General features: G+C 56.2%; 24 protein-coding genes. 10 read left to right on the forward strand and 14 right to left on the reverse strand.

Features of this window, described 5'->3' with window-relative positions; genetic code table 11:
- Positions 1-17 precede the first annotated feature (17 nt).
- The 8 genes from AC2FFF_RS09400 to AC2FFF_RS09435 all read right to left on the reverse strand — a co-directional run bounded on the left by AC2FFF_RS09400 (position 18) and on the right by AC2FFF_RS09435 (position 11,011).
- Positions 18-1,094 (reverse strand): DUF2793 domain-containing protein, encoded by a 1,077-nt coding sequence (locus AC2FFF_RS09400; RefSeq protein ID WP_142639842.1) that lies wholly within the window; start codon positions 1,092-1,094, stop codon positions 18-20.
- Between the two features lie 207 nt (positions 1,095-1,301).
- The gene (locus AC2FFF_RS09405; protein WP_142639840.1) at positions 1,302-2,738 is read right to left on the reverse strand and encodes a mannose-1-phosphate guanylyltransferase/mannose-6-phosphate isomerase; all 1,437 of its coding nucleotides are present in this window, start codon (positions 2,736-2,738) and stop codon (positions 1,302-1,304) included.
- Positions 2,739-2,804: 66 nt separating this feature from the next.
- The gene (galU, locus tag AC2FFF_RS09410; protein WP_142639838.1) at positions 2,805-3,698 is read right to left on the reverse strand and encodes a UTP--glucose-1-phosphate uridylyltransferase GalU; all 894 of its coding nucleotides are present in this window, start codon (positions 3,696-3,698) and stop codon (positions 2,805-2,807) included.
- 311 nt (positions 3,699-4,009) lie between these two features.
- On the reverse strand, positions 4,010-5,815 hold the full coding sequence (locus AC2FFF_RS09415; protein WP_281972871.1) for an ABC transporter ATP-binding protein: 1,806 nt from the start codon (positions 5,813-5,815) through the stop codon (positions 4,010-4,012).
- Between the two features lies 1 nt (position 5,816).
- Complete coding sequence (locus AC2FFF_RS09420) at positions 5,817-6,746, reverse strand: ABC transporter permease subunit (protein ID WP_142639834.1); 930 nt, start codon at positions 6,744-6,746, stop codon at positions 5,817-5,819.
- Positions 6,747-6,756: 10 nt separating this feature from the next.
- Entirely contained in the window at positions 6,757-7,680 is a 924-nt protein-coding gene (gene oppB, locus AC2FFF_RS09425) for an oligopeptide ABC transporter permease OppB (RefSeq protein WP_142639832.1), read from the reverse strand.
- Positions 7,681-7,745: 65 nt separating this feature from the next.
- Positions 7,746-9,374, reverse strand: coding sequence for a peptide ABC transporter substrate-binding protein (locus tag AC2FFF_RS09430; protein WP_281972872.1), 1,629 nt, complete (start codon positions 9,372-9,374; stop codon positions 7,746-7,748).
- Between the two features lie 401 nt (positions 9,375-9,775).
- A complete protein-coding gene (locus AC2FFF_RS09435; protein WP_281972873.1) occupies positions 9,776-11,011 on the reverse strand; it encodes a lytic murein transglycosylase in 1,236 nt (411 codons plus the stop codon).
- A gap of 183 nt (positions 11,012-11,194) precedes the next feature.
- On the opposite strand from AC2FFF_RS09435, the gene AC2FFF_RS09440 reads away from it, so the two are divergent.
- From AC2FFF_RS09440 to AC2FFF_RS09455, 4 genes are read left to right on the forward strand one after another with little or no spacing between them, the layout of a single operon-like run.
- Positions 11,195-12,157 (forward strand): cytochrome ubiquinol oxidase subunit II family protein, encoded by a 963-nt coding sequence (locus AC2FFF_RS09440; RefSeq protein ID WP_281995132.1) that lies wholly within the window; start codon positions 11,195-11,197, stop codon positions 12,155-12,157.
- Positions 12,154-14,244 (forward strand): cbb3-type cytochrome c oxidase subunit I, encoded by a 2,091-nt coding sequence (locus tag AC2FFF_RS09445; RefSeq protein WP_281972875.1) that lies wholly within the window; start codon positions 12,154-12,156, stop codon positions 14,242-14,244. Before AC2FFF_RS09440 ends, AC2FFF_RS09445 begins: the two co-directional genes overlap by 4 nt.
- Complete coding sequence (locus AC2FFF_RS09450; RefSeq protein ID WP_142639822.1) at positions 14,241-14,873, forward strand: cytochrome c oxidase subunit 3; 633 nt, start codon at positions 14,241-14,243, stop codon at positions 14,871-14,873. Before AC2FFF_RS09445 ends, AC2FFF_RS09450 begins: the two co-directional genes overlap by 4 nt.
- A complete protein-coding gene (locus tag AC2FFF_RS09455; RefSeq protein ID WP_142639820.1) occupies positions 14,866-15,192 on the forward strand; it encodes a cytochrome o ubiquinol oxidase subunit IV in 327 nt (108 codons plus the stop codon). Before AC2FFF_RS09450 ends, AC2FFF_RS09455 begins: the two co-directional genes overlap by 8 nt.
- 16 nt (positions 15,193-15,208) lie before the next feature.
- Here the strand turns inward: AC2FFF_RS09455 and AC2FFF_RS09460 are convergent, their stop codons facing one another.
- Positions 15,209-15,571 carry a fluoride efflux transporter FluC gene (locus AC2FFF_RS09460; RefSeq protein WP_281972876.1) on the reverse strand — a complete coding sequence of 121 codons (363 nt, stop codon included), beginning with the start codon at positions 15,569-15,571 and terminating at the stop codon, positions 15,209-15,211.
- Entirely contained in the window at positions 15,568-16,065 is a 498-nt protein-coding gene (locus tag AC2FFF_RS09465) for a fluoride efflux transporter FluC (RefSeq protein ID WP_281972877.1), read from the reverse strand. Before AC2FFF_RS09465 ends, AC2FFF_RS09460 begins: the two co-directional genes overlap by 4 nt.
- Positions 16,066-16,152: 87 nt before the next feature.
- Between AC2FFF_RS09465 and AC2FFF_RS09470 the strand changes: the two genes are divergently transcribed.
- The 3 genes from AC2FFF_RS09470 (at position 16,153) to AC2FFF_RS09480 (ending at position 20,268) form a co-directional block, all read left to right on the forward strand.
- A complete protein-coding gene (locus AC2FFF_RS09470) occupies positions 16,153-17,733 on the forward strand; it encodes an FMN-binding glutamate synthase family protein (RefSeq protein ID WP_142639816.1) in 1,581 nt (526 codons plus the stop codon).
- Positions 17,734-17,794: 61 nt separating this feature from the next.
- Positions 17,795-18,334 (forward strand): RNA polymerase sigma factor, encoded by a 540-nt coding sequence (locus tag AC2FFF_RS09475; protein ID WP_142639814.1) that lies wholly within the window; start codon positions 17,795-17,797, stop codon positions 18,332-18,334.
- Complete coding sequence (locus AC2FFF_RS09480; protein WP_496882925.1) at positions 18,331-20,268, forward strand: vWA domain-containing protein; 1,938 nt, start codon at positions 18,331-18,333, stop codon at positions 20,266-20,268. Before AC2FFF_RS09475 ends, AC2FFF_RS09480 begins: the two co-directional genes overlap by 4 nt.
- Positions 20,269-20,287: 19 nt before the next feature.
- Here AC2FFF_RS09480 and AC2FFF_RS09485 read toward each other — a convergent pair whose 3' ends face one another.
- From AC2FFF_RS09485 to AC2FFF_RS09500, 4 genes are read right to left on the reverse strand one after another with little or no spacing between them, the layout of a single operon-like run.
- Positions 20,288-20,938 (reverse strand): ABC-type transport auxiliary lipoprotein family protein, encoded by a 651-nt coding sequence (locus AC2FFF_RS09485; protein WP_142636431.1) that lies wholly within the window; start codon positions 20,936-20,938, stop codon positions 20,288-20,290.
- A complete protein-coding gene (locus AC2FFF_RS09490; protein ID WP_271949005.1) occupies positions 20,935-22,251 on the reverse strand; it encodes an MlaD family protein in 1,317 nt (438 codons plus the stop codon). The genes AC2FFF_RS09485 and AC2FFF_RS09490 overlap by 4 nt, the downstream gene beginning before the upstream one ends.
- 5 nt (positions 22,252-22,256) lie before the next feature.
- A complete protein-coding gene (locus tag AC2FFF_RS09495) occupies positions 22,257-23,072 on the reverse strand; it encodes an ABC transporter ATP-binding protein (RefSeq protein ID WP_281972879.1) in 816 nt (271 codons plus the stop codon).
- A gap of 1 nt (position 23,073) precedes the next feature.
- Positions 23,074-24,198, reverse strand: coding sequence for an ABC transporter permease (locus tag AC2FFF_RS09500; protein ID WP_281995125.1), 1,125 nt, complete (start codon positions 24,196-24,198; stop codon positions 23,074-23,076).
- Positions 24,199-24,389: 191 nt separating this feature from the next.
- Here AC2FFF_RS09500 and AC2FFF_RS09505 point away from each other — a divergent pair, with 191 nt between their 5' ends.
- The 3 genes from AC2FFF_RS09505 to AC2FFF_RS09515 are packed head-to-tail and all read left to right on the forward strand — an operon-like array spanning position 24,390 to position 26,800.
- Positions 24,390-24,794, forward strand: a complete 405-nt coding sequence (locus tag AC2FFF_RS09505; protein ID WP_281972881.1) for an SxtJ family membrane protein — start codon at positions 24,390-24,392, stop codon at positions 24,792-24,794.
- A 16-nt stretch (positions 24,795-24,810) separates the two neighbouring features.
- Positions 24,811-24,960, forward strand: coding sequence for a DUF5989 family protein (locus tag AC2FFF_RS09510; RefSeq protein WP_142636421.1), 150 nt, complete (start codon positions 24,811-24,813; stop codon positions 24,958-24,960).
- Positions 24,961-24,964: 4 nt separating this feature from the next.
- Positions 24,965-26,800 carry a carbamoyltransferase family protein gene (locus AC2FFF_RS09515; protein ID WP_142636420.1) on the forward strand — a complete coding sequence of 612 codons (1,836 nt, stop codon included), beginning with the start codon at positions 24,965-24,967 and terminating at the stop codon, positions 26,798-26,800.
- Positions 26,801-26,869 lie beyond the last annotated feature (69 nt).

Consider the following 26,869-nt stretch of genomic DNA (forward strand, 5'->3'; position numbering starts at 1 on the left):
TCCGGACGGTCTAAAGCTCAGAACCAGCGACCGGTTGCGATTACCGTTGGGGACAGGCTGCTTGTGTCCGAGGATGCCGATAGAACCTTAAAGGGCACTTGTGTTTCAGTGGCCGCGCCCAAACCTATAAACCGGCTTGTCGCGCCGCCACTGCCACCGACCGAGGGTGAGGTTCCGGACGCAAAGGCTGCGGGAAAGCTCCAGGCGGTCTCGGCGCTGGAATACAGCGATCCTTCGGCGTTCACGCAATCGGTGGCCGTCAGAACGCCCGTGCAGATTTGTGTACCATCCGCAAACCGGACGTATTCGCCATTGGCGGTTGATCCGCGTTCGACGACCGCGCCGGTTGGCACCCCGGCGGTTTCTGACACAGAGCCCAGCAGGTTTCCGGGGCAGTAGCCATAGTCGGCCCGCATCAGGCGACCTGCGGTGATGTCTTCGGCATCGTTTTGAATGGCAGAGCCTGAGGCTGTTCCGGTGGCTGGGTCAAAGCTCAGCGCCTCGGTCCAGGATCCGCCATCAGCCGAGACTTTGATGGAAAAACCGGTGTTGCCGGACAATCCCATCTCCGCATGACCGACCCAGTTTGACTGGAACAAAAGCGAGGCGGTATCCCCGGCCGCTGCCTTGTTGATCTTCAACTGGTGCCCCGCCCCGTCATGGCTGAGCAACGTCGCAGGCGACCGGACCGATAGCCGATTGGTGCTATCATACCCGGTTGCGATACCCAACCCGTCCAGGTTCTGGGTCGCGACCTGAGGTTCGGACCAGTCTGCGCCGTCCCAGATCTTCAACCGGTTGGCCTGTTCATCCCAGGCCCGCCAGCCGATTCCCGGGGTCACAAAGTGCCAGGCGTCATCCAACCAGGCCGCAAGGGCGCCCGGCTGCGCGGCCCAATCCCCGGTAGGGTTGGCACCAAGCGCGTGAATCTCGCCCTGTTCCGGCACCGCAGGCGGCACCGAGGCGTTTGTCGACGCTACGCTCAGCTGGACAATCAGGTCCAGAGCACGCAGCGCCTCGTTATGGGTGACGTGTTTCTGGGCCTGCGAAGGTTGCAGGAAAGGTAAATCCAATCTGGGTGAGTTTTGTGACACGGGTGGCGTCCTCCTGTAGCTGTCGGTCCGACTATTGCATTGCGCGCCACATTGCCGTGCCCAGGATGAATCCGGTCTGATCTGACCGAACGTTCGAATAATCATTTGCTAACGTTTGGAGGATTCCATGGGGCGTAGCCAAAGGTCAGGATTCAACGAAAAAGGGCAGCCGAAGCTGCCCTTAAGTTTACCAATCACCGCTAAAGGTTAGCTGCGGGCGTACACATCCTCGTACCGGATGATGTCGTCCTCACCCAGATAAGACCCGGTCTGGACCTCGATCAGAACCATCGGCACCTTGCCCGGATTCTCCATCCGATGAACGGCGCCGAGCGGGATGTAGACAGATTGGTTTTCAGAGATCAGGCGCACATCTTCGTCGATCGTAACTTTTGCCGTGCCCTGAACAACGATCCAGTGTTCAGACCGGTGGTGATGGGATTGCAGGCTTAGTGAGGCGCCGGGGTGAACGTGTATGCGTTTGACCTGGAACCGATCCCCGATGACCAGGCTTTCGAACCAGCCCCAAGGGCGATGATCGACCGGCAGCGATTCCGCTTGTTTGGCGCCTTTGGCCTTCAGGGCCGCAACCGCCTGTTTGACGTCCTGAGCCTTGTCCATGCTGGCCACCAAAACCGCATCGGGCATGGCGACCGCAATCATGTTTTCCAGACCCATCGCAACAACTTCTTGCGTGGGGGTTTCTGAACGCACCAATACGTTCCGGCAGTCAATGGTGGTAACCTGGCCCGTAGTGGCAACGCCATCGGCGTCTGGATTGCTCAGCTCTTGAACTGCCGACCAGCTGCCGACATCCGACCAGCCCGACGCATAGGGTACGACGCTCAGATTGCGGGCTTTCTCCATGACCGCGTAGTCGATCGAGATATCCTCGACCGTGCCCCAGGCTTGGGGGTCGAGGCGCAGAAACCCGAGGTCGGCCTTTGCCTCACGGACGGCCTTGCCGACCGGGTCCAGCAGTGCGGACGCATGTTCTTTGAATGCAGCGATTATGTCTTTGACCGCGAAAAGAAATATCCCCGAATTCCAAAGATAGCTGCCATCGGCGATCATGGCTTGGGCATTCTGCAGATCAGGCTTTTCGACAAAACGGTCCAGCGCAATGGCGGTGTTGCCCGTATCTGGGGCATGGCTGAGCTTGAGATATCCATAGCCGGTTTCCGGCCGGTCCGGAGTGATCCCGAAAGTGACGAGATCCCCACGATCCGAAATCGCGCGCGCGCCTTCGGTAACTGCCTGATGAAAAGCAGCTTTGTCCGGGATGACATGGTCCGATGGGGCGACAAGCATGATCGCATCCGGGTTGCTGGCGGCCAGATACAACGCGGCGGCCAGAACCGCTGGTGCTGTGTTGCGCCCTTCGGGTTCGATCAGAATGGGGCCCGGATCTATGCCAATCGCGCCCAGTTGTTCCGGAACCACAAAACGGAATGCATCATTGGTAAGGATCAGCGGCTTGGCATAAGGCGCGTCCTTGGGTCCCTGCATTCGTTCAGCACAATCCTGAAGCAGGCTTGAATCACCGATCAGAGGGACGAACTGCTTGGGGTAACTTTTGCGCGACAGGGGCCACAGTCGGGTGCCGGACCCTCCGCAGAGTATGATGGGATGGATGGTGGTCATTGCGGCTTGCCTCGAAGGTTCTTGGACTTTGTCACTTTAGAAACGACATGCTGAAGGTTGCGGGCGCTATTGAGCGGCCTTCCCGGCGGCGGCTATCTCGTTCAGATACTGGCTCAGGTCATCACGCAGATCGCTACGGGCCAGCGCAAAGGCAACAGTTGCCTGGAGGAACCCGGCTTTCGAGCCGCAATCAAATCGCTGGCCGTCGAATTTATAGCCAAACACGGGCACACCGTTACAGATGTCTTCTGCGATAGCATCGGTCAGCTGAATCTCACCGCCACTGCCTGTTTTCTTTTGGTTGAGATTGTACAGCACTGACGGCCCCAGAATATACCGACCGATAACGGCCAGGTTCGAGGGGGCTTCTTCCGGCTTGGGCTTTTCAACCATTCCTCTGGCGCGTACCACGGAGCCGACGTTTTCGCCTACATCCAGAACGCCATAGGAACTGGTTTTTTCGTTTGGCACTTCCATCGTTGCGACCATATTGCCGCCGGTTTCCTCATAGGCTTCGACCATCTGCTGCAGACAGGGTTTATCAGCAGCAATGACGTCATCAGGCAACATTACTGCAAATGGCTCGTCGCCGATCAGACGGCGGGCACACCAGACTGCGTGGCCCAGACCAAGCGCCTTGTGCTGGCGGATATAGGCGATGGCGCCGCTTTCCATATTCGTTGCATTCAGCGCCTCAAGCAGGTCATCCTTGCCCTTGGCCTTGAGCTCTTGTTCCAGCACGAGGTTGTGATCAAAGTAATCTTCCAGCGCAGATTTGCCACGCGAAGTTACAAAGATGAATTCGGTAATACCTGCGGCGCGGGCTTCGTCGATTGCGTATTGAACCAAAGGACGGTCAACCAGTGTCATGATCTCTTTGGGGACGGATTTTGTCGCTGGGAGAAAACGCGTGCCCAATCCCGCAACGGGGAAAATCGCCTTGGTGACCTTGCGTACCATGTTACCTCTCAAATTCAATTCTTGCCCGACCGCGTAGGGCAGGCCGGGGTTTCCTATTAGGCTGCGCAGTCAGAACAATCAATGACATCGCGGCCGCAGTCTAAAATCTGACAGGAAGGTGCCACCGGGGGTAGGGGAAGTCAAAACGAACCGCCGTTTGATGCCTTTGAAACCCGTCATTTACCGGTGTTTTGTTGTACAATCCGGCCCTTCGTCCATTCATTGGCAAGAATGCGCCAAGAATCGTCATGAAGTCGTGCAAAGCCAAACCTGTCCCCGAGGCTGTTCATGCGGCCTCGGGGACAGGGAATTTATGTGTTCGCCAGGATTGTCTCAAGCGGATCATGCTCGGCCACGAAATGGTTCGGTGCGACCTCGTTGAGCTGTGGAACATAATCGTTCTGACCGGCCGATAGCCGGCTGGGCAAAAACCTGAGCGCCGCTTTCGGGTCCATCGGCGAAGGCAGCTCGCCCGGCAATTTGAGGCGCTGGCGTTGCCGTTCCACATCCGGATCGGGGATCGGGACGGCCGAGATTAGCGATTTGGTATAGGGGTGTAGAGGCTGCGAACAGATCACCTCTCCATCTCCCAATTCGACGATGCGCCCCAGATACAGTACCATGATCCGGTTTGACACTGTCCGTACCACGGACAGGTCGTGGCTGATGAAAATCATAGACAGCCCGAATTCCTGCTGCAGCTCTTTCAAAAGCTCTACGATCTGGGCCTGGATCGACACGTCCAGAGCCGAGACCGCCTCGTCACAAATGATCAGCTTGGGCTTGTTGATCATCGCCCGCGCGATCCCGACCCGCTGGTTCTGCCCACCGGACAGCTCGTGCGGATAGCGGTTGATCATGTTGGCCTGCAGGCCGACCCGCTCCATCATTTCCCCGACCATTTTCTTGCGCTCACGCTCTGTCAGATCCGGGCGATAGGTTTTCAGCGGTTCAGCGATAGAGGCCGAGATGGTCATCCGCGGATCGAGGCTGGCCAGCGGATCCTGGAACACAATCTGCAGGTCCTTGCGGTACTTGTTCAGCTCGGCCCGCTTTAGCCCGACAATCGTATGGCCCAACCAGCTGACATTGCCACCGCTGGGTTCGATCAGCTGCAGAACCGCCCGCGCCAGTGTGGATTTGCCACAGCCGGATTCACCCACAACGCCCAGCGTCTCGCCCTTACGGATGTCAAAGCTGACACCGTCCACAGCTTTCAGCGGTACTTTGCGCCCGAACAACCCGCCCGACACGTGGATCGGGAAATGCACTTTCACGTCATCGACCCGCAGCAGAGGTTCATCGGTTTCTGCCAGCGCTTTTGGCGCGTCACCGGCATCAATGCGCGGCATCGCTTCAAGCAGGGTGCGGGTGTATTCATGCTGCGGCGCGCGGAAGATCTCGCGCGTGTCCCCGGCCTCAACAAACTGACCCAGACGCATGACCTGAATGCGGTCACACATCCGTGCCACCACACCCATGTCATGCGTGATCAGCGCAATGGCAGTGCCTTCGTCTTTTTGCAGGTGCACCATCAAGTCCAGGATGTCGGCCTGGACCGTCACATCCAGCGCCGTGGTCGGTTCATCGGCGATCAGCAGCTTTGGGTTGCACAACATCGACATGGCGATCATGACACGTTGGCGCATGCCCCCCGACAATTCGTGCGGGTATTGATCCAGACGACGGTTTGCCTCTGGGATGCGGACCCGGTCCAACCACTCCAGACAGCGCGCCCGAGCGGCCGAACCCTGCAACCCTTCGTGAACCTGCAGAACCTCACGCATTTGCTGCCCGACCCTCAGATGCGGGGTCAGGGCGGTCAGCGGATCCTGAAAGATCATGCCGACGTCATCGCCCCGGATCTGGTTCAGCTTGTTGATCGACAGATTCAGGATTTCCTTGCCGTTCAGCGTGGCCGATCCGATTGCACGACCCGCTGAAGGCAACAGCCCCATCGCGGCCATGAAAGTCTGGCTTTTACCGGACCCGCTTTCGCCCACAATACCAAGGCATTCGCCCGGATTAATGTCAAAGCTGATGCCTTTGACGGCCTCGACCACACCATCGGGGGTGTCGAACTGGACGCTTAGGTCCTTAACAGAGAACAGGCTCATATCAGCGATCCTTTGGGTCCAGAGCGTCACGCAGCCCATCGCCGATGAAGAACATCGTGATGATAATGGCGACATAGAATGTCAGAGGGAACATCAGCTGCCAGAGGGTTCCGTACCCCATTGTGCCTGCCCCTTCAGCGATCAGACGGCCTAGCGAGGTATAGGGCTCCGAGATGCCAAGTCCGAGGAACGAGATAAAGCTTTCGGTCAGGATCATCTCAGGCACCAGAAGCGATGCATAGACGATTACCACGCCCAGCAGGTTGGGCAGGATATGGCGATACATGATGGTGAATTCGCTGACACCGGCGGCGCGCGCGGCCTCGATGAATTCGCGGTTTTTCAGGGCCAGAGTCTGCCCTCTGACGATCCGTGACATGGTCAACCAACCAACCGCGCCCAACGCGATGAACAGGGTAAAGAACGACCGACCGGCCACCACAAGCAACAGAATGATGATCAGAGTTGTCGGAATGGCCAGAAGGATATCGACGAACCGCATCATCGCGCCGTCAAGGCGCCCGCCAATATACCCGGCGGCGATGCCATAGCAGGTGCCAACAATCAACGCGGTGGCCGCCCCGACGAGCCCCACCAACAACGATGTTGTTGTGGCCTGAATGACCCGGCTGTAAAGGTCGCGCCCCAGATCGTCGACGCCAAAGAAGTGCCCGGTCTCGATCGACGGCATTCCCATGCCACGGATGTCACCCATCACGTTCCAGTCGATTTCCTCATTGCTCCAAACGGCGAAATATGGGCCGAAGATTGTGAACAGAACGATCATCAGCAAGATGAATACGCTCGCCATTGCGGCTTTGTTGCGGACAAACCGCATCCGCGCATCCTGCCAGAGGGAACGCCCCTGAACGGCCGTGAAATCGGTGATGTCCTCGGCCAGATGGGCGGCTTTTTGTGATTTTCCTAGCATTTTGTGCCCCTCAGTACCGGATTTTCGGATCGAACCAGGCATATGCCAAGTCGGTCAGCAGGTTCACGATCACTGTAAGCGTGCCGTACAAGATCGTGACCCCCAGCAGCACCGCATAGTCACGCGACAGGGCCGAGCCGACATAAGCCTGCCCCAGACCACCGGTCGAGAAATAGATGTCGACAAAAACCGATCCGGTCAGAACATAGACAAAGACCGGGCCCAGATAGGACACCACCGGCAGCAGCGTGGGCTTCAACGCATGGCGCCAGATTACGGTCCTGGTAGGCAAACCCTTGGCCCGGGCCGTGCGGATGAAGTTCGAGTTCAGAACTTCCAGCATCGACGAACGGGTAATCCGCGCGATCGACCCCATATAGGACGTGGCCAATGCGATGACCGGCATGATCAGATATTGCCACTGACCGCCGTTCCAGCCACCACCCGGCAACCATCCCAGCCACAAAGTGAAGGTCAGGATCAGGATCGGGCCCATGATGAAGTTCGGCAGCGCCTGCGCAGCGATCCCCAGACCTACGGCAAAATAGTCGATCCAGCTGTTGTGTCGGATGGCCGCGGCGATCCCAAGGCCAATACCTACGACACTCGCCAGCAGGAATGACAATGACCCGTAAGTGAGCGAGATCGGGAAGCCTTGCGAAATGATATCATTGACGTCTCGGTCCTTGAACTTGAAGGACGGGCCGAAATCGAAATGCACGACAATGTTGTACAGATAGTCCCAAAGCTGTTTCCACAGCGGCTGGTCCAGACCATAGCGCGCCTCGATATTGGCCAGCACCTGCGGCGGCAATGGCCGTTCCGAGGTAAACGGCCCGCCGGGCGCGTAGTGCATCAGAAAAAAACAGGCAACGATCAGCAACAGGATCGTTGGAACGGCGATCAGCAATCGCCGGATGATATAGGCAAGCATTTCATGCCCCCATTATTGGCTTTGCCCCGGGGTGATCCTCGGGGCAAAGCGTGGTCTAAGGAAGGTTATTCGGCGATCTTGTAGAGGTTCTTGGAGTACCAGTTCTGCTCTACGTTCTTGACCGGCCAGTTGCCGACATCGCTGTCCATCATGTAGACGCCAGCATAGTGATAGATCGGGATAACCGGAGTCTCTTGTGCAATGATCCGCTCAACCTCGGTATACAGTGGTGCTGCGTCATCTGCTGTCTTGGCTTGGGTCAGCAATTCGTCAACCTTGGGGTTGTTGTACTTGCCGTCGTTATAGCCGGAATCCGACTGCAACAGGTCCAGGAAGGTCGAGGCTTCGTTATAGTCGCCACACCAGGCGCCACGGGCCAGATCGAAGTTCTGGTTGCCGCGCTCTTCCAGGAACACTTTCCATTCCATGTTGGCCAACTCGACCTGTACGCCCAGTTTCTGTTTCCACATCTGGCTCAGTGCCACTGCGACTTTCTTATGGGCCTCTGATGTGTTGTAGACCATGTCAAAGCTCAGCGGGTTGTCGGGGCCAAATCCGGCCTCGGCCAGCAGCTCCTTGGCCAGCTCGTCACGCTCGGCTTGCGTCATCGAAGCCATTTCGACTTCAGGGACGGTGAACCCAGCGGTTGCTTCGGGTGCGAACGTATATGCGGGCGGCTCTCCACCGGCTTTGACGTTCTTGGTGATAATGTCGCGGTCAACTGCAAGAGACAGGGCTTGACGTACATTTGGGTTCTTGAATTCTTCCGGTCCGCTGTCAGACAGGTTGAATGTATAGTAATAGTTGCACAGGCGCGGGAAGCTGATGGCCTCTTCGGGGTGCTCTTTCTGTAGGCGCGGGAACTGACCAGCAGGTACTTCAGTGCGGTCCAGCTCGCCTGCGAGGTAACGGGTCAGGGCTACGTTTTCGTCGTTGATGACAAGGGCCACGACTTTTTCGACAATCGTATTGTCGTTATCCCAATACATCTCGTTGCGCTCACGGACCGAGCGTTCCTGTGGCAGGTGTTCGGTCAGAACATAGGCGCCGTTCGAGACGATGTTTTCCGGCTTAGTCCAGGCGTCGCCGAACTCTTCGATCACCTTCTGCGGGGCAGGGAAGGTGGTGGAATGGGTGGTCATTTGCGCGAAATAAGGCAGTGCTGCGCTCAGCTTAACCTCAAGTGTGTGGTCGTCGATGGCGGTTACGCCCAGTTCGTCCACGGGCTTCTCACCAGCAATGATTTCGGCCGCATTTTCGATCGACATCAGCTCCATGAACCACGCATAGGGCGAGGACAGAGCGGGATCGACGGCACGTTTCCATGCAAAAACGAAATCGCCTGCCGTGACCGGATCACCATTGGACCATTTGGCGTTATCACGCAGTGTAAATGTGTAAACGTCCTTGGTATCGTTTGTGGTATAGCCGGTTGCGACGCCGGGCACCAAATTGCCGTCTTCGTCCTGGTTCATCAGGCCTTCGAACAGGTCGCGGACAATTTCCGCACCGGTAACGTCTTCAACAACCTGCGGGTCAACCGAACTGTGCTCATCCAGAACGCGATAGGTGAAGGTTTGATCATCCGCCAGCGCCTCGCCGGTTTCGGGATGGGTGCCGGCGGCAAATGCAGCGCCGGTGATCATGGTCGAGGTCAGTAGCCCCGCCAGAGATGTCCGAATGTATTTGTTCATATCTTTCTACTCCCATTTGTGTGGTGGCAAGGTACGCACATCCGTTCAGGATGGTCGCTGACCACCATGATTGTCCGACTCAGATAGACCGGGACTTGTTCGAATTTTGCTTTTTCAGATCGCAATGAACACCGCGTCGCAGTCTTTCGGTTTGCTGTCGGAAACGTAGTTGCGAAAGTCGCCTTTCACTGATGCAGAACGTGGCACTATTTCAAAAAAGGTTAAAGCCTTTGCGTGCAAAATGGCCAGGTGCGGCCGAAATCTAAAAAATTCCACGGGAGAATGGAAATATTATAATGATACGCGATGGTTTCTTGACATTTTTGTGAAGCTCTTGAGTAAGCGGTTGAGCGTTGACGCAAGGTCCGCTTTTGCGGCTTTCCAAAAATTGGCGCGAATCGCTATTGGGTCAGTGCCCGGACCATATGGGCCTGAGGAAAGCATGTGGCGGACTGATTGGTGGCCTCTTGCCAGCGCCCGATAGAGCGGCGTGTTCGAAAGCCCGGCAGGCCGTCAGCGCCGCCGACGTCATGGCCCATCTGTTCCAATGCGCGCTGCATGGCTGCTATATCCGATCGGTAAAGACCGCCGACTTTGTCCCACCGGCCGCGGAAATCCTGGACGCCATATTCTATCCTATCCCCAACATGGCCGACGAACAGGGCGTAGAGATCGCTTTTGTTGTATTCCTTCAGGACATAAAAATTGGGGGTGACAATGAAGGCCGGGCCATTGCGCCCGGCGGGCATCATCAAAAACCCTTGTCCCTGCATTTCTTGTTTTGGAAACGGCTTGCCAGATACACGGGTGATCCCCAACCCGGCCCAGTCGCGAATAGGACGGCCCTGATCCGGCCCTTCAAGGGTGCAGGAAACCGAAGACGGGACAGTTACTTCGAACCCCCAATCACGACCCGAGACCCAGCCATGTTGGTCGAGGTAGTTTCCGATCGATGAAATTGTGTCCTCGGCCGAGGTCCAGATATCCGCGCGCCCGTCGCCATTTCCATCGGCCGCATAAGTCAGGTAGTTCGATGGCATGAACTGCGGTTGCCCAAGCGCACCCGCCCAACTGCTTTTCATTTGATCCGGCGGTATGTGGCCAGCCTCTGCAATCTTGAGCGCGGCGATAAGCTCTGACGTGAAATATTCTGAGCGGGTGCTCATGAAACCTTTGGTGCCCAGAACCTGAAACGCATTATGCCGGATAGCCACCTGCCCATATCCGCTTTCGCGGCCCCAGATCGCCAGAATGACGCGCGCTGGTACTCCGGTATCGGATTCTACCTGTTTCAGTGTCGTGTTATAGCGCCGGGCCATCTTGCGTCCGACAGAAGTGGCCCCCTGAACCGAACCAGCGTTGAAATAGCGCCCGGGTGATCCGAACTCGGCCTGCTTTTGTTCCTTGGGAACCGCTGTTGCCGTACCCGGAGGAACCAGGTCTGGCAGTTTCCAGTTCAGCGTGACGCCGTTGAAGGCCCTGTTCATCGTGCGTTTTGAAACACCCTCGGATTTCGCCCGCGCCCAGACCGTGTGTTTCAGCCATGACTGAAACTGAGCCTCGGTCGCCGCACGATCCTGTGCTGTCGCACTTGTCGACAGGTAGCAAAGTCCAAGAGTAAGGATTAACCAACGCATTGTCCTATGATCTCACCTGCGATCTGCTTTAAGTCAACCTACCAGAACGGCGTTTCTGCCGCTGTGATCCGGGTGGCAAGATCAAATCTCGGGAAACAGGCAGAGCTGTCTAAAAATCCTTGTGAAAATTCAGGACTCTGCCGATAGTTGTCCCAATCAGTTTTGAAATGAGGATGAACAGGCGTGACATATTCCAGACCGTCTTTTGCATCCTTGGTTGTCCTGTCTACCGCCATAGCAGGTCTTGGCTTTGTGCCGGTTGCCGAAGCCAGCAACAATTTCTTGGACCCTCAAGGACCCGTCGCCGCCCTTCAGAAAAGCCACCTTTTACGGGCAACTGTTCTGATATTGGTCGCAGTTGTTCCGGTTCTGATCCTGGTGCCTTTGATTGCCATACGGTATCGAAGGCGAAAGGAGGGGCAGGCAGATTATCGACCGGAATGGGATTTTTCTGCCCGGTTGGAATTCCTCATGTGGGGTATCCCGGTTGTTATCGTGGCCATCCTCTCGTTTTATCTGTGGAAAGCCACCCATCGGCTGGACCCCTACGCGACTTCGTTCGGGGAAGACCCGGCGCTGAATGTGCAGGTTGTTGGTCTCGACTGGAAATGGCTGTTCATCTACCCCGATCTTGGTATCGCCAGCGTGGGTGAGATGGGCCTCCCCGTTAACCAACAGGTCGCTGTCATACTGACAACGGATACGGTGATGCAGTCCTTTATGATCCCGGCGCTGGCCGGACAGATCTATGCCATGCCGGGGATGACGACCAAACTGCACCTTGTCGCCGATAGGCCCGAAACGATGCAGGGCGAGAACACGCAATATAACGGGCGTGGCTTTACCAAGCAGAAATTCAAAGCGATTGCCATGGAGCCCCAGGACTTCAACGACTGGGCCGAAAAGGTCCGGACAAACGGGATTCCGTTGAGCGCTGAAACATACCGAACCCTCGCCATGCGAACCGATCGGGATGAGGTGCAGGCCATGTTGGGCAATGATCAGATGCCGACTGATGCGCTGTATTTCACACTAGCCGATGGTGATCTGTTTCAGTCGATCCTGCACCGCTATCACGGGGCCACACCCTTGCCTGCCGATCAGCAACCGGGCACTGCCGAGTATGGTCAGGAGAAAACACAATGACCGATGTCGAGACTGGTTTTTTCGGCCGTCTAAACTGGGATGCTTTTCCGATCACCGGGTTGATCCAGTCGCCCAACGCAAATGAGATCGTGGCAAATGCTGCCGCTGGGATCGTGATTGTGGGCGCCATTGCCGTTGTGGGGCTGCTGACATGGTTTCGTCTGTGGGGGCCGCTGTGGCGTGACTGGCTGACCAGCGCCGACCACAAGAAGATCGGCATCATGTATATCGTCTTTGCCATCGTGATGTTGGCGCGGGGGGTTCTGGAAGGTGTCGTCATGCGCGCCCAACAAGCCGCTGGCCCGGGCGAAGGCTTTCTGGAAGCCGAGCATTTCGCCGAGCTTTTCAGTACCCATGGCACGATCATGATCTTCTTCGTGGCTGTTCCGTTTGTGTTCGGTGCCGCCAATTTCCTGATCCCGCTGATGATCGGCGCCCGCGACGTGGCATTCCCGGTGATGAACCAGATCAGCCTAGGCCTGACCGTGTCCTCGGGCATGATGCTGATGGTTTCCCTGGTGGTCGGAGAGTTCTCGACCGGGGGCTGGACGGCCTACCCACCCTTTACCGGTGCGGCCTTCAATCCCGGCGTTGGGCCGGATTATTGGATTTGGGCCATCGTCGTATCGGGGATCGGAACGACACTGACCGGGATCAACTTTGCCGTTACGATCTACAAGATGCGCGCGCCGGGGATGCAGTTCATGCGGTTGCCGATGTATTGCTGGACGATCATCTGCAGCTCGATCCTGATTGTCTTTGCCATGCCGCCGCTGGGTGTTGCGGCGCTGATGCTGGCCGCAGACCGGTACTTGGATTTCCACTTTTTCACAAATGACCTTGGCGGCAACATGATGAACTATGCCAACCTGTTCTGGCTGTTCGGACATCCCGAGGTCTATCTGTTGGTCCTTCCCGCCTATGGTATCTATTCGGAGGTTTTTGCGACCTTCTCGGCCAAGCGCCTGTACGGGTACAACTCCTTGGTGATTGCAACGATGTCGATTGCGGTGCTGTCCTTCACGGTCTGGCTGCACCACTTTTTCACCATGGGCCAAAGCGCGCTGATCAATGCGGTGTTTGGGATTGCCACCATGCTGATCGCCATACCGACTGGCGTGAAAGTCTATGATTGGATGGCCACGCTGTTTCGCGGGCGTATCCGGTTCTCGGTCCCGATGCTCTATGGGTTGTCTTTCCTGATGCTGTTCGTGATCGGAGGGTTGTCGGGCGTCATCCTGGCCAATCCGACCATCGACTATCAGGTGCATAACACCCTGTTCCTGGTCGCGCATTTTCACAATGTGCTGCTGCCTGGCGTCCTGTTTGGCCTGCTTGCGGGATACAACTATTGGTTCCCCAAAGCCTTTGGCTTCCGCCTGAATGAAGGCTGGGGACGGATATCTGTCGCGTTGTGGACCGTTGGGTTTATGTTGACCTTCCTACCGCTTTATTTTGTCGGCCTGATGGGGATGCCGCGTCGATCTTACAGTTGGGAAGATCCCAGCTTTCACCCCTATATGATCGTCGCCGTGCTTGGATCTCTGGTCATTCTCGCAGCGCTTCTGTCGATCATTGTCCAGCTGTGGGTCAGCATTCGAGACCGGGAAAAAACCCGCGTGCCGGTTGGCGACCCTTGGGATGGGCGCACGCTGGAATGGTCAATTCCGGCACCGCCGCCTCCGTATAACTTTGCAATCATTCCGCATGTGACCGACCGGGACGATTTTGCCGCCGCAAAAGAGCGCGGCAACGCCTATCCGTCCCTTGATGCCTATGAAGATATCCTCATGCCACGCAATACGGCGATCGGGTTCGGTCTGTGCGTGCTCAGCGGTATCTGGATGTTTGCGCTGGTCTGGTGGATCTGGTGGCTGGCTATTGCGACGACAGCCGCGATGTTGGCGGCTTTCATCGCCTGGACTTTCAGAACCGACACCGAAGAGGTTATTCCGGCCGAGCAGGTCCGCAAAGAGCATGAAGCCTGGCTTGATCTCGTGCGCGCATCGGTTCCGGTCAATCGCGATCATGAATACGCGCCCGAAAACCGCGGCCTTGCCCGTCCCGATCTGGAGGCCACTACATGAAACGCGCGCCGACACACAGCTATCCGGGCCTAAACTTGGGCCGACGCCATCCGGGTGCCGACAAGGCCAGCGAAGTGGTCACCTTTGGGTTCTGGGTCTTTCTGATGAGCGATCTGGTCTATTTCGGCCTGATGTTCGCGATCTATATCACCATGATCGACGCGCAGGCGGGTGGGCCCGGTCCGCATGAGCTGTTCGACCTGACCAGCATTTTTGCCCAGACCCTGATCCTGTTGACCAGCAGTCTTACAGTGGGCCTTGCGATGCTGGCGTTGAAATACAACCTGCCACGGCCCCGTATCGTGCTTTGGTTCGCGGTAACTCTGGTTCTGGGCCTCAGCTTTCTGGTACTTGAGATACGTGACTTTCTGGCTATGGCGGAAAAGGGTGGCATTCCACAGCGCAGCGGGTTTCTGTCAGCGTTTTACGGGCTAGTGCCGCTGCATGGGCTGCATGTTGCTGCGGGGTGCCTGTGGTTGATCGTTCTGGGTATTCAGCTGCGTGTGTTTGGTCTAACCGACGTTCTGATGTCACGGGTGGTTCGTCTGGCCCTGTTCTGGCATTTTCTCGACCTCATCTGGATCGGCATAATCACGATCGTCTATTTCGGAGGGCTGACCTATGGATAGGCGCAGCGAAATGCACCGACGTGAACGCCGCCGATATGTGATTGGCTATGGCGGATCGCTGCTGCTGACGCTGGCGGTCTTTACCATTGCATATACGTTCGGGATCGAGACCAAGGGCGTTTATTTGTCGATCGGTTTGTTGGGGCTTGCGCAGTTGATTGTTCAACTGGTGTATTTCCTGCATATCGACCGTCGACGCAGCAGCCGCGAGGACCTGGACCTAGTCCTGTTTTCCACGATGGTTCTATTGATCATCATTGTTGGGACGGTCTGGATAATGGGGAATCTGGCGGTGCGGATGCATACCTATCCGATGTAGGTCCGGCTGCACCGGATCAGCGCATCGCCATCAGCCCAAGCCACAGCGCGCCCCAACACAGCAAGAGGCTCAGCACGATATTGCCCGCCGCCGTAGCGATTGTACGTTCGCGCCGCAGTTCCAGGGACTGGTAGGCAAAGCTGGAGAAAGTGGTGAAGCCGCCACAAAAGCCGAACACCAGGCGCTGTTCCTCCTGGCTGACGCCCGTCGGTCCGCCCAGATACCCGACCCAAAGCCCAAGCAACAGACTGCCAAAGACGTTCACGATCAGCGTTGCCACGGGCAGGTCATGGCGAATTCGAATGGCGATCCAGTGCCGCAGAACCGCGCCCAGACCGCCGCCTAAACCAAACATTGCATGCAGGTAGAGATCGCTCACTCTGACGACCTCCGCGGGAAAAAGCGACGCCCGGCGGTTTCACCCAAAATCGCCGCAAAAAGACCCGCCACAATTTCCAAACCCGCTGCGGTTAGGGCAAGCCCGAAGCTGACCTCTGCCAGACGTTCCAATTCCGCAACAAATGAGGAAAACGTAGATAACCCGCCACAAAACCCAACCGCGCCCAGATGCAGGACGTGCGCATGCACCCGGTGTCGGATGGCGTATAACCAGCCAAGCACAAAGCATGCGGCTATATTGATTCCAAAAGTCTCGGTCAGGATCGGCAGGCCCGAGATCCCGAGCGATAACGCTTCTCTGACCAGTGACCCAGCCGCGCCACCCGCGAAAACGGCACAGAACATGAGAGCCGTGGCCCATGCTGTTTGCGATTTTTTCACAGCCAATGATCCTGCCCGCGTTGCCCTGCCATCCGGGATACCGATTGGCGCGGCCGGGATCAACTGCGCATGGCGGATCACAAGTTTCACCATTTACGTGATTTCGGGCGTAAAGGCTTGCGTGCAATCGCGAATTTGTACCACGGTGACTCAGCTAACAGCCACAGTGGGAGAGCACGAATGATTATACGCAGACTCTATTACGTGTTGAGCCTCGTGTGCCTGCCACTGACAATCGTGGCCGGGTTTTTCTGGCCCCCGGCCCATTGGCTGCTGCTTTTCCTGATCCCATACGCGGTGGTCGGGCTATATGATATCCTGACCACAAGGCATAACGTGCTGAACAACTATCCGGTTCTGGGGCATTTCCGGTACATGCTGGAATTTGTCAGCCCAGAGATACGGCAATATTTTGTTGAAACCAACGAAAACGGCCGTCCCTATAATCGCATCATTCGCAGCCTGGTTTATTCCCGTGCCAAAGGGCAGGTTGATACCCAGGCATTTGGTACCCAATACGACATCCAAACCGTTGGATACCACAGGGCCAATCACTCGCTTGCGCCCAAACATGTGCCCGAAAGCGAAGAACGGGTGATGCTGGGCGGGCCGCAATGTTCCCAACCCTATAGTGCCTCGCGCCTGAACGTTTCAGCGATGAGCTTTGGTGCCCTCAGCGCCAATGCAATCCGAGCATTGAATGGTGGGGCAAAGGATGGAGGTTTTGCGCATAATACGGGTGAGGGTGGTCTGTCGCCGCACCATCTGGCCGAAGGTGGCGATATCATCTGGCAGATTGGCACTGGGTATTTCGGATGCCGCGCACCGGATGGCGGGTTCGACAAAGACAAATTCACCGAAAGAGCCAGGAACGAGGTCGTCAAGGCGATTGAAATCAAGCTGTCGCAAGGGGCCAAGCCCTCGCACGGGGGGGTGTTGCCTGCGGCGAAGGTGGATGAAGAGATTGCGCAGATACGCGGAGTTCCCCTGCATCAGGACGTGATCTCTCCGCCAATTCATTCCGCATTTGACGGACCTACCGGATTGATGAATTTCGTTCAGAATCTGCGCGAGATGTCCGGTGGCAAACCTATTGGGTTTAAGTTGTGCATTGGTCGTCCGTCCGAGTTCTTAGCGATATGCAAAGCCATGCTGGAAACAGGCATCCTGCCTGATTTCATCACCATTGATGGTGCCGAAGGCGGCACGGGCGCGGCCCCAGTAGAATTCACCAACCGGTTGGGCATGCCTTTGAACGAGGCGTTGATTTTCGTGAATAACTGTCTACGCGGTGTGGGTTTGCGCGATAAGATCCGCATTATTTGCTCGGGCAAAGTCGCCACAGGCTATGACATCATCGAGAAATGCGCGCTTGGGGCCGATATGTGTAATGCGGCAAGGGCAATGATGTTTGCAGTGGGATGCATTCAGGCGCTTCACTGCAACACAAACCGATGCCCGTCCGGCGTGGCCACACAGGATCCGGTCCGAGGCCGCGCTGTGAATGTTCCGCAAAAAAGACAACGGGTACATCGCTATCACGACGCGACTTTAGAGAGCTTTCGTGAGCTGCTGGGCGCCATGGGCAAGGAAAAGGTCTCCGAACTTCACCCTTCGGACATCCTTCGGCGTACTGCAGATGAAAGAGATCGCTCTTATGCTGAACTCTATTTGCATCTTGAAGAAGGCGCTTTGCTGAAGGCTCCGCTTCCGGATGAATATGCAGAGGACTGGAATCGCGCATCGGCGCATCATTTCTGATTTTTTTGTGTGCATTGCCAAGGATTGATGTTTTTGGTTCGTCTTACCCATTGTGATGCGCATGAAAACATCGGATGAGAATCTGGCAAAGGCCGCTGCTGCAGGGGACGCTGATGCGTTTGCCACGCTATTGGCACGCCACTACGACAGGGTCTTTCGGTTGGCCTTTCGACTGACAGGACGCGCGGATCAGGCCGAAGATCTGACGCAGGATATATGCGCCGCCTTGCCGTCAAAGATCGTAGGTTTTCGTGCCGAAGCCCGGTTTACGACATGGTTGTACCGTGTTGTTGTCAATGCAGCCGAGGATGCACGCCGTCGCGCGACCCGTCACACGCGGGCGGCCCACGGCTGGGGGGATGTGGAACAGATGCGCCGGGCCGAGGTGCAGGAAACGGCCGAGGCTGTCGATTGGTTGCAACGGGCCATGCGGTCCCTGCCGCAGGACTTGCAAGACACTCTGGCCCTGACCCTCGAGGATGAGATGACCCATGCAGAAGCTGCAGAGGTGCTGGGTGTTTCCGAAGGGACAGTGTCCTGGAGGATGTCAGATATCCGCAAACGGCTGCGCGCCTTGCGGCAAGAGGAACTGGCACAATGACCGATGAACTGGACAAGCTGAAGATGCTGATGGACGCCGCCACGCCGACCCCGGATGCGTCGCGACGGATTGAAAATCTGAGCCAGGCGCAAAAAAAATTCGATAATATCCAAGGATCGACCTCTGCGCGACGTCCCACTGTCAAGCGCGGCCTCATAGCCCGCCTGACAGAAGGAGCGAAAGCCATGTTGAATGCCCTCTCTTATCGCGGTGCCCTGACCGCTACCACCGCAGTTGCTGCTGTGGCTCTGATAGTGATCTTGCCGCAGACGCGCGACGAGGTTGTTGCGCCACTGCCCTGGTCCGAGGACCGCGCCGACGCACGGCAGGAGTCTGACCTATTGGTGGCGGATATGCCCGAGGCCAATCTCGAAGAACCAGTTGTTGAGGCGCCTGTTGTGATTGAAGAAACAATCGCACCTTCCGCCAAGAGGCAGGGGGCCGTTGCGCAGCTGGGGGCTGCGGACCTTTTACAGAGCGCGCCGGCATCGGCGGTCGGGAAATTTGACATTCAACATGAGACTGTTCCCGCGCCGGAACAGAATACCGAAACTTTCGCGAACGCGGACAGCAACTCGCTGAAGATCACGACGGACGAACCGGTTTCGACTTTTTCGATTGATGTAGATACCGCCTCTTACGCCATTGTTCGGTCGTCTTTGATGAATGGTTATCTGCCGCCCAAGGATGCGGCGCGGGTTGAAGAGATGGTGAACTATTTCCCCTATTCCTACCCAGCGCCTGATGGGGTGGAACCGTTCCGTTCTACGATCACCGTGACACCGACGCCTTGGAATGAGGGGACGCAGCTTGTTCATGTCGGCATCCAAGGGGTCATGCCCCAGATCGAAGACCGTCCTCCATTGAACTTGGTTTTCCTGATCGACACATCGGGCTCAATGCAGGATGCTAACAAATTGCCGCTGCTGAAACAGTCTTTCAGGTTGATGCTGTCTGAACTCAGTCCGGAAGATCAGGTTTCGATCGTCACCTATGCGGGAAGTGCCGGGCAGGTTTTGCCACCGACCGCGGCAGCCGAAAAGATGACCATTCTCTCAGCCCTCGACAGGCTCGAAGCCGGTGGCTCGACAGCGGGGCAGGCCGGGTTGCAGCAAGCCTATCAAGTGGCAGAAGGTATGGTTGCGGACGGTGAGGTGACCCGCGTAATTCTGGCCACCGATGGCGATTTCAATGTGGGTCTGTCAGACCCTGATGCCCTGAAGGATTTTATCGCCCGCAAGCGCGACAGTGGTACATTCCTAAGCGTTCTGGGTTTTGGCCGAGGCAATCTGGACGATGCCACCATGCAGGCTCTGGCCCAGAACGGAAACGGGCAGGCGGCATATATCGATACGCTGGTTGAGGCGCAAAAAGTATTGGTCGATCAACTTACCGGGGCGCTTTTTCCCATCGCCAACGACGTCAAAATCCAGGTCGAGTTCAACCCGTCACAGATCGCTGAATACCGTCTGATCGGTTATGAAACCCGATCCCTGCAGCGCGAGGACTTTTCAAATGACAAAGTGGATGCTGGTGATATTGGAGCAGGTCACACCGTAACGGCGATCTACGAGGTCACGCCAGTTGGTTCCGATGCGATCAGAAACGGCCCGTTGCGGTATGCTGAACAATCCATATCGGATGATTCAGTGGAAATTGGTTTCTTCAAAATGCGTTACAAGCTTCCTGGTGAAGATCAAAGCAATCTGATGGAGCAGCCTATTTTACCCGGACAAGGGACAGTCACGGATGACATCCGCTTTTCCTATGCGATTGCAGGATTTGGTCAGTTGCTTCGGGGCGGAGGATATCTTGGCGGCTGGTCCTATGCGGATGCCATTGATCTGGCCACGCTGTCCCGAGGTGAGGATTCTTTCGGATATCGGGCTGAAGCTGTCACCTTGATGCGTCTGGCCCAGACGCTGGCTGAGTAAGGCCCGGGCTTGGGAGTAACTAGAATGACCTAGGGTTGTTGGCTGTATGGGTACTAATTCTACGAATGCTCCATTCGACAGCATCCCGCATGGTTTTACCCAGAGCAACGTCAAAGGCAGTAACCAGATCTTCGGTCTGGTTACTTTTGGCAATTACGTTCTCTTGGAACGAATTCGATGCGATGATTTTGTCGTCGAACTCGTCCACGATCTTGATATTCATGCGGACTTCGACGCGTACGGTCGAGCTTTCACCATCCTGGTTAACGACAATGCCCTGAAACTCGCGTAGATCGGGAACAATCACATAATCCGGACGAAGCCCCACGGTCGAACGACCCACGGCAGATACCCGTCCGCTGTTTTCATAGCTTTCGACCAAAAGCGCCTGGACGATCAGCGGCGCTCGATCCACCCATCTGGCACGCGGCAGATATTGAACTTGCAAAGGTGTCGGCTGAACTGCAATTTGATCGGTATTTACCGCGGCAGTCGCGGTTGGCTCTTGGACCACGATCTGTTTCTGGATGCGTGGCAGCGAAGAAGAAAACGTGCTTTTGGGTGTCAGCAGATAGAGATCATTGGGTTCTGAGGCCTGCCGCAGCGTTTCCAGTCCAGTACACGCCCCCAAAGACGCCAAAACTGCGGTCATTATCAAATGCCTGATCATTGACGATACTCCGATGCTTGGGTCCCAAGAAGGAAACGGGCGGGGTCGCGTTCAACTTTGTCCACCAGACGATCGAGGCTGATCACCAGTCGTTGGGATTCTTCTATGAAACGGGTGAATTGTGGCAGGCCAACCCGCATGAAATCGGACAGTTGACGTCGATTGTCCTGAACGATGCCGTCGATCGTTCCCAAAAGTTCCGAGGCCGATTTGGACGCGCTGAGGATGTCGGCTGAAATATCATCAAGCCTGTCTGTCACTTTCGTTACCGTGGACGCCACTTGGTTGGCGGCATTGCGGACATCATCCATGACGACGCCGATATCTTTGTTGATCACCTCATTGGCCGAGTCAAATGCGCGTTCAGCTGAGGTCAAAGTGCCCTTTGCTGTTTCCATCGCACCAGTGACGGAGCCGAGCGTTTTGTTTGCGTTCACGAAAGTCTCGGAAACCGTGGCCAGCGCGACGCGCCCATCTTCGGTCAGGACCGTAAGGTGGTCTGCCAGGGTCGAGGCCCGTTCGATGAAGGGCTGCAGATCCTGCTGCATGATGCGATCTGCTGCGTCAAAAGTATCTTTTGCGCTGTCTAGGGCCGATACAGCCGTGTCGGATGCGGTTTTCAGGCTATTTAATGTATTTGTTCCGGCTTCCAGCGTTGTTTCTGCCGTGTCTGCCAATTTTTCGAGGCGTTTTGAGAAGGCTGAAATTTCTTTAGCTGCGCCACCCAAATCTGAGGACAAGTTTTCGAAATCTGCAAGGGTTTTGTCCAGCCTTCCGGTGGCCGAAGATACGTTCTCCAGAATCTGAGATACCTGCTGGCGGTTCTTGTCATCCACCACCTTGTCGATATCCTCGATCAGCGTAATCGCCTTTTCCAACAGTTTAGGGGCACCTTCGAACAAGGACTGGATGGTGCTGCGTTTGCTTTTGATCAGGCTGTCCTGTTCTAAACGCTTGGCCGAGGCCGAGCCTCCGGTCAGTTCCACATAGCTGACCCCAGTGACCCCAAGCGATTGTAACTGGGCGACGGTATCCTCGGTCACCGGGATACTTGCGTCTACTTCAATGCGGACGCGCACTTTAGATGGGTGCTCGTCATCCAAGTTAAGGGAGATTACCTGCCCGACTGGCAGTCCGTTGTAACTGACGCCACCTGCCGCAGACAGGCCCGAAACATTGTCGAACAGTACATTGTAATAGGCGTATTGCCGGGAAACCTCGAATTTGGCCAGCCATAGAAAAAAGCCAAACGCACCCAGTATTCCAGCCAGGGTGAATGCACCGATCAGGATATAATTTGCTCGGGTTTCCATGGGTGTTACCTGTCCTGACCCTTTTTTTGTGCTGCGCGCGCCCGGGGGCCGGTGAAATATTCTTGTACCCAAGGATGATCGACTTTGGTCATCTCTTCAATCGGACCATCAACCAGAACACGTTTTTCTGCAAGAACTGCGATCCTGTTGCAAATCGCATAAAGGCTATCCAGATCGTGCGTGACCATAAACACAGTCAGACCCAGCGCTTGCTGAAGTTCGCCAATCAGGTCGTCATAAGCAGCGGCGCCGATGGGATCCAAACCGGCCGTTGGTTCATCAAGAAATACGATCTCAGGGTCCAGCGCCAGCGCGCGCGCCAAAGCGGCACGTTTGCGCATCCCGCCCGACAGTTCAGACGGGAATTTGCCACAGCTCAGCTGCGGCAGTCCGACCAAGCTGATTTTCAGACCGCCAAGCGCCGACATAAGGCTTTCACTTATTCCTGTATGCTCGCGCAGGGGGGCTACGACATTCTGCAACACGGTGAGCGACGAGAAAAGCGCGCCGTCCTGAAAGGCGACGCCCCAGCGGCGTTCGATGCGCCGCCTCTCTTGTTCGGGGCCGTTCAGGACGTCGACGCCAAGAACTTCGATGCTTCCCGCGGCTGGTTTGTTCAGGCCGACGATGGTGCGGAGCAAGACGGATTTACCCGTGCCCGAGCCGCCGACAATGCCCAGTACTTCGCCCCGCCAGACATCCAAATTCAGATCCTGGTGCACGACCTGCGGCCCGAACCGGTTGGTCAGATTGCGGACCCGTATCACCGCCTCGCGCTGGGTGTCGCCAATCGGCATCTGTTCGTGGGCTACACCGTCCATTTCAGACCCCCAGTACCGAGAAAAAGATCGAGAACATGGCATCCAGCGCGATCACCAAGAAGATCGCCTGGACCACGGACGCGGTGGTTCTTTGCCCAACACTTTGTGCCGATCCTTTGACCTGTAAGGCCTGCCAACAGGCGATGATACCGATGACCAGCGCAAAGAAAGGTGCCTTGATCATACCGATGGCAAATTGCCAGATGCCGGTGTTTTCCTTGAGGCGGGTCACGAACATTCCGGGGCTGACTCCAAGGTCGATCCAGCTCATAAGACCGCCGCCAATCAAGGCGGCGATATCGGCGATGAACCCTAGGATTGGCAGCATGATCAGCAACGCCACAACGCGTGGAATGACCAGAACCTCGATCGGATCCAGGCCCAGCGTCCGCATGGCATCTATTTCTTCTTGCACCTTCATCGAGCCGATGGAAGCTGTAAAGGCAGATCCCGAGCGACCCGCAACAATGATTGCCGTCAACAAAATGCCCAGCTCACGCAGCACAGAGATCGAGATCAATTCGACCACGAATATCTCGGCCCCGAACTGCTTGAGCTGCGTGGCCCCCTGAAATGCTAGTACAACGCCGATCAGAAAACCCATAAGGGCAACGATCGGAATCGCTTTCAATCCGGTTTCTTCCATCTGCGATACCAGCGCAGCCCGCCGCAGACGCCGCGGCATCAAGATTGTGCGGACCAGCCGGTGTAGCGTCAGGCCCAGAAACTCAAGCAACGACAAGCTGTCTTTCCAGCCACCGACTGTGCGCTCGCCGACACGTGCCACCCAATCCAGAAAATCTGGCTTTCCGGGATCAGGGGCGGGTTCGTCCGGCATGTTGCGAGAAACCGTTTCGATCAGCGCAGAATGCGCGGCGGTTGCACCGTGCAGCTCGACTTGCCCGCCGCTGGACTTCACCTTGCGGACAAGGCTGGCAATCAGCCAAGCCCCGCCAGTGTCGAGTGCCTTAACGCCTGTCAAATCAACTGTGACCGTTCCGCCGTTGGGATGGAAATTCGCGAATTCACGCTCAACCATATCCAGAGACTGGGTGTGAAGATCACCCGATATCTGCAGGTGAACCTGATCCGTATCCAGGTCAGTTGTGAATGTAGGCGGGGTCATGGGGGTATCTGATGTGAATCTGCATGGTGCTGCAACGGGTTTTTGTCACGCTTCAAGTATTTAGCCATCAGGCGATGCAAGATGGCATTCATCGCAAGAATGATGGTGTGAGCTTGCAAAAGGCTTGTTTCGGCAACCAGTAGTGTTATTCTTTGCGCAGGTTTTTTGTTTGGTTATTATGGTTGTGTTCAATGTCTGATCATCACGCGAAGGTAGAAGTCGAAATCGGGTCCGAACGGGGCTTTGGTTACGTCTTCACCGCTGTCTTCTTAATTATCGCTCTTTGGCCCTTGTGGGGCGGAGGGTCGGTGCGCCTGATCCCAATGGTTATCGCCGGGGTTATTCTGGCTTTGACAGTTTTTGCACCCGCCACTCTGAAGGTGCCGAACCGGCTTTGGTTCAAACTCGGCATGCTTTTGGGTGCGATTGTGGCCCCAATCGTCATGTTTTTGGTGTTTGTCACTACGTTTGTCCCGTTTGGGCTGGTTACGCGCCTGTTGGGAAAAGACCTGCTGTCACAGAAACTGGACAGTTCCTCAGATAGCTACTGGATTGTTCGTGAAGAGCAGCCCGGCAGCATGAAACAGCAATTTTAACAAGGGAGTACCAGGCGTGACATTCGTATCCGAGCTCTGGTCATTTATGAAAGTCAGAAAGAAATTCTGGCTGTTGCCCATTCTGATCGTTTTGGGTGTGTTTGGTGGATTGATCGTGTTGAGCCAAGGCTCGGCGATTGCACCTTTCGTCTACACGTTGTTCTGATCACATGGCATACATTTTAGGTATTTCGGCGCTGTATCACGACAGCGCAGCGGCGTTGCTTTGCGACGGCAAGATCGTTGCGGCCGCGCAGGAAGAGCGTTTTACACGGCGCAAACACGACCCCGGATTTCCGGTAGAAGCCATCAATTACGTGCTGGCCGAATCGGGGGTTGCGCTTGAAGATGTCGACAATGTGGTTTTCTACGACAAACCGTTTCTAAAATTCGAACGGTTGATCGAGACTTACATTGCAGTGGCGCCACGCGGGTTCAATTCCTTCCGCATGGCAATGCCGGTCTGGCTGCGAGAGAAGCTGTTTCTCAAGGATCTGCTTGCAAAGCAGCTTCGCAAAATCGACCCGGAATTCGATCTCGAAAAACTGCTGTTCGCCGAGCACCACATCAGTCACGCGGCCAGTGCGTTCTATCCGTCACCCTTCGAAGACGCGGTCGTACTGACCGTCGATGGTGTCGGAGAATGGGCAACCACCACCGTGGGTATTGGTCGCGGCAATGAGCTGACCATGGTGAAAGAGCTGCATTTTCCGCATTCGCTGGGTCTGCTGTATTCTGCATTCACCTATTACACCGGGTTCAAGGTGAATTCTGGTGAATACAAGGTCATGGGCTTGGCGCCCTATGGCGACCCCAAATACAAGGATCTGATCCTTGAGCATCTTGTCGACCTGAAAGAGGACGGTTCGTTCCGCCTGAACCAGAAGTATTTTAACTATACCGCTGGTCTGACCATGACGAGCAAAGCGATGGAAGAGCTGTTCGACCAACCGGTTCGAAAAGCCGAAACCGACCAGCTGACGCAGTTCCATATGGATATTGCCGCCTCGGTTCAGGCCGTGACCGAAGAGATCATGCTGCGGATCACTCGGGACCTGGCGAAAGAGCATGGTATACGCAACCTCTGTATGGCCGGAGGCGTTGCTCTGAACTGTGTCGCGAATGGCAAAATCCTTCGCGATGGCGCCTTCGATAATGTTTGGGTGCAGCCCGCAGCGGGTGATGCGGGCGGGGCGCTGGGTGCTGCCTATGCGGCCTGGCATCAAGAGCTAGCGCAGCCGCGGCAGGTGACCTCGGGTGATCAGATGCTGGGGGCCTATCTTGGTCCGCGTTATGAAGATGACGACATAGCGCAAGAACTGGCGGCGGCCGGTGCGAAGTTTTCCACCTATGAAAATGGTGAGTTGATTGACCAGACGGCGCAGGCGCTGGCTGACGGTAAGGCCGTTGGTTGGTTCCAGGGGCGGATGGAATTCGGGCCGCGCGCGTTGGGTGCCCGCTCCATTCTGGGCGATCCACGGTCAGCTTCGATGCAGAAAACGCTGAACCTGAAGGTCAAGTATCGCGAAAGCTTCCGCCCATTTGCTCCATCTGTTCTGCGCGAAGACGTAGCCGATTGGTTCGAACTGGATGGCGATAGCCCTTACATGTTGATTGTGGCGGATGTGCAGGAAAAAATCCGGCGCAAGATGACCGAGGAAGAAGACGCTCTGTTCGGGATTGAAAAGCTGAACGTCAAGCGATCTGACATCCCTGCTGTTACCCATGTTGATTATTCTGCCCGCATCCAGACAGTCCACCAAGAGACCAACCCAGCCTATCACGCGCTGATTTCAAAGTTCAAAGAACTGACCGGATGCTCTTTGGTGGTGAACACTTCATTCAATGTGCGCGGCGAACCGATTGTGTGCACGCCCACCGATGCGTTCCGCTGTTTCATGGGAACGGATATCGAGGTCCTGTCCATCGGGAACTGCCTGTTGCGTAAGGAAGATCAGGATCCCGCGCTTAGGGAGAATTACGAGACAAAATACGAGCTGGACTAATCTGTTGCGCAAGCGGCGGAACCGCGACACAGTCTGCCCCTGAGACCTATTTGGTGGAATCGGGGGCAG

It is taken from the genome of Ruegeria sp. YTSA226 (assembly GCF_059609905.1).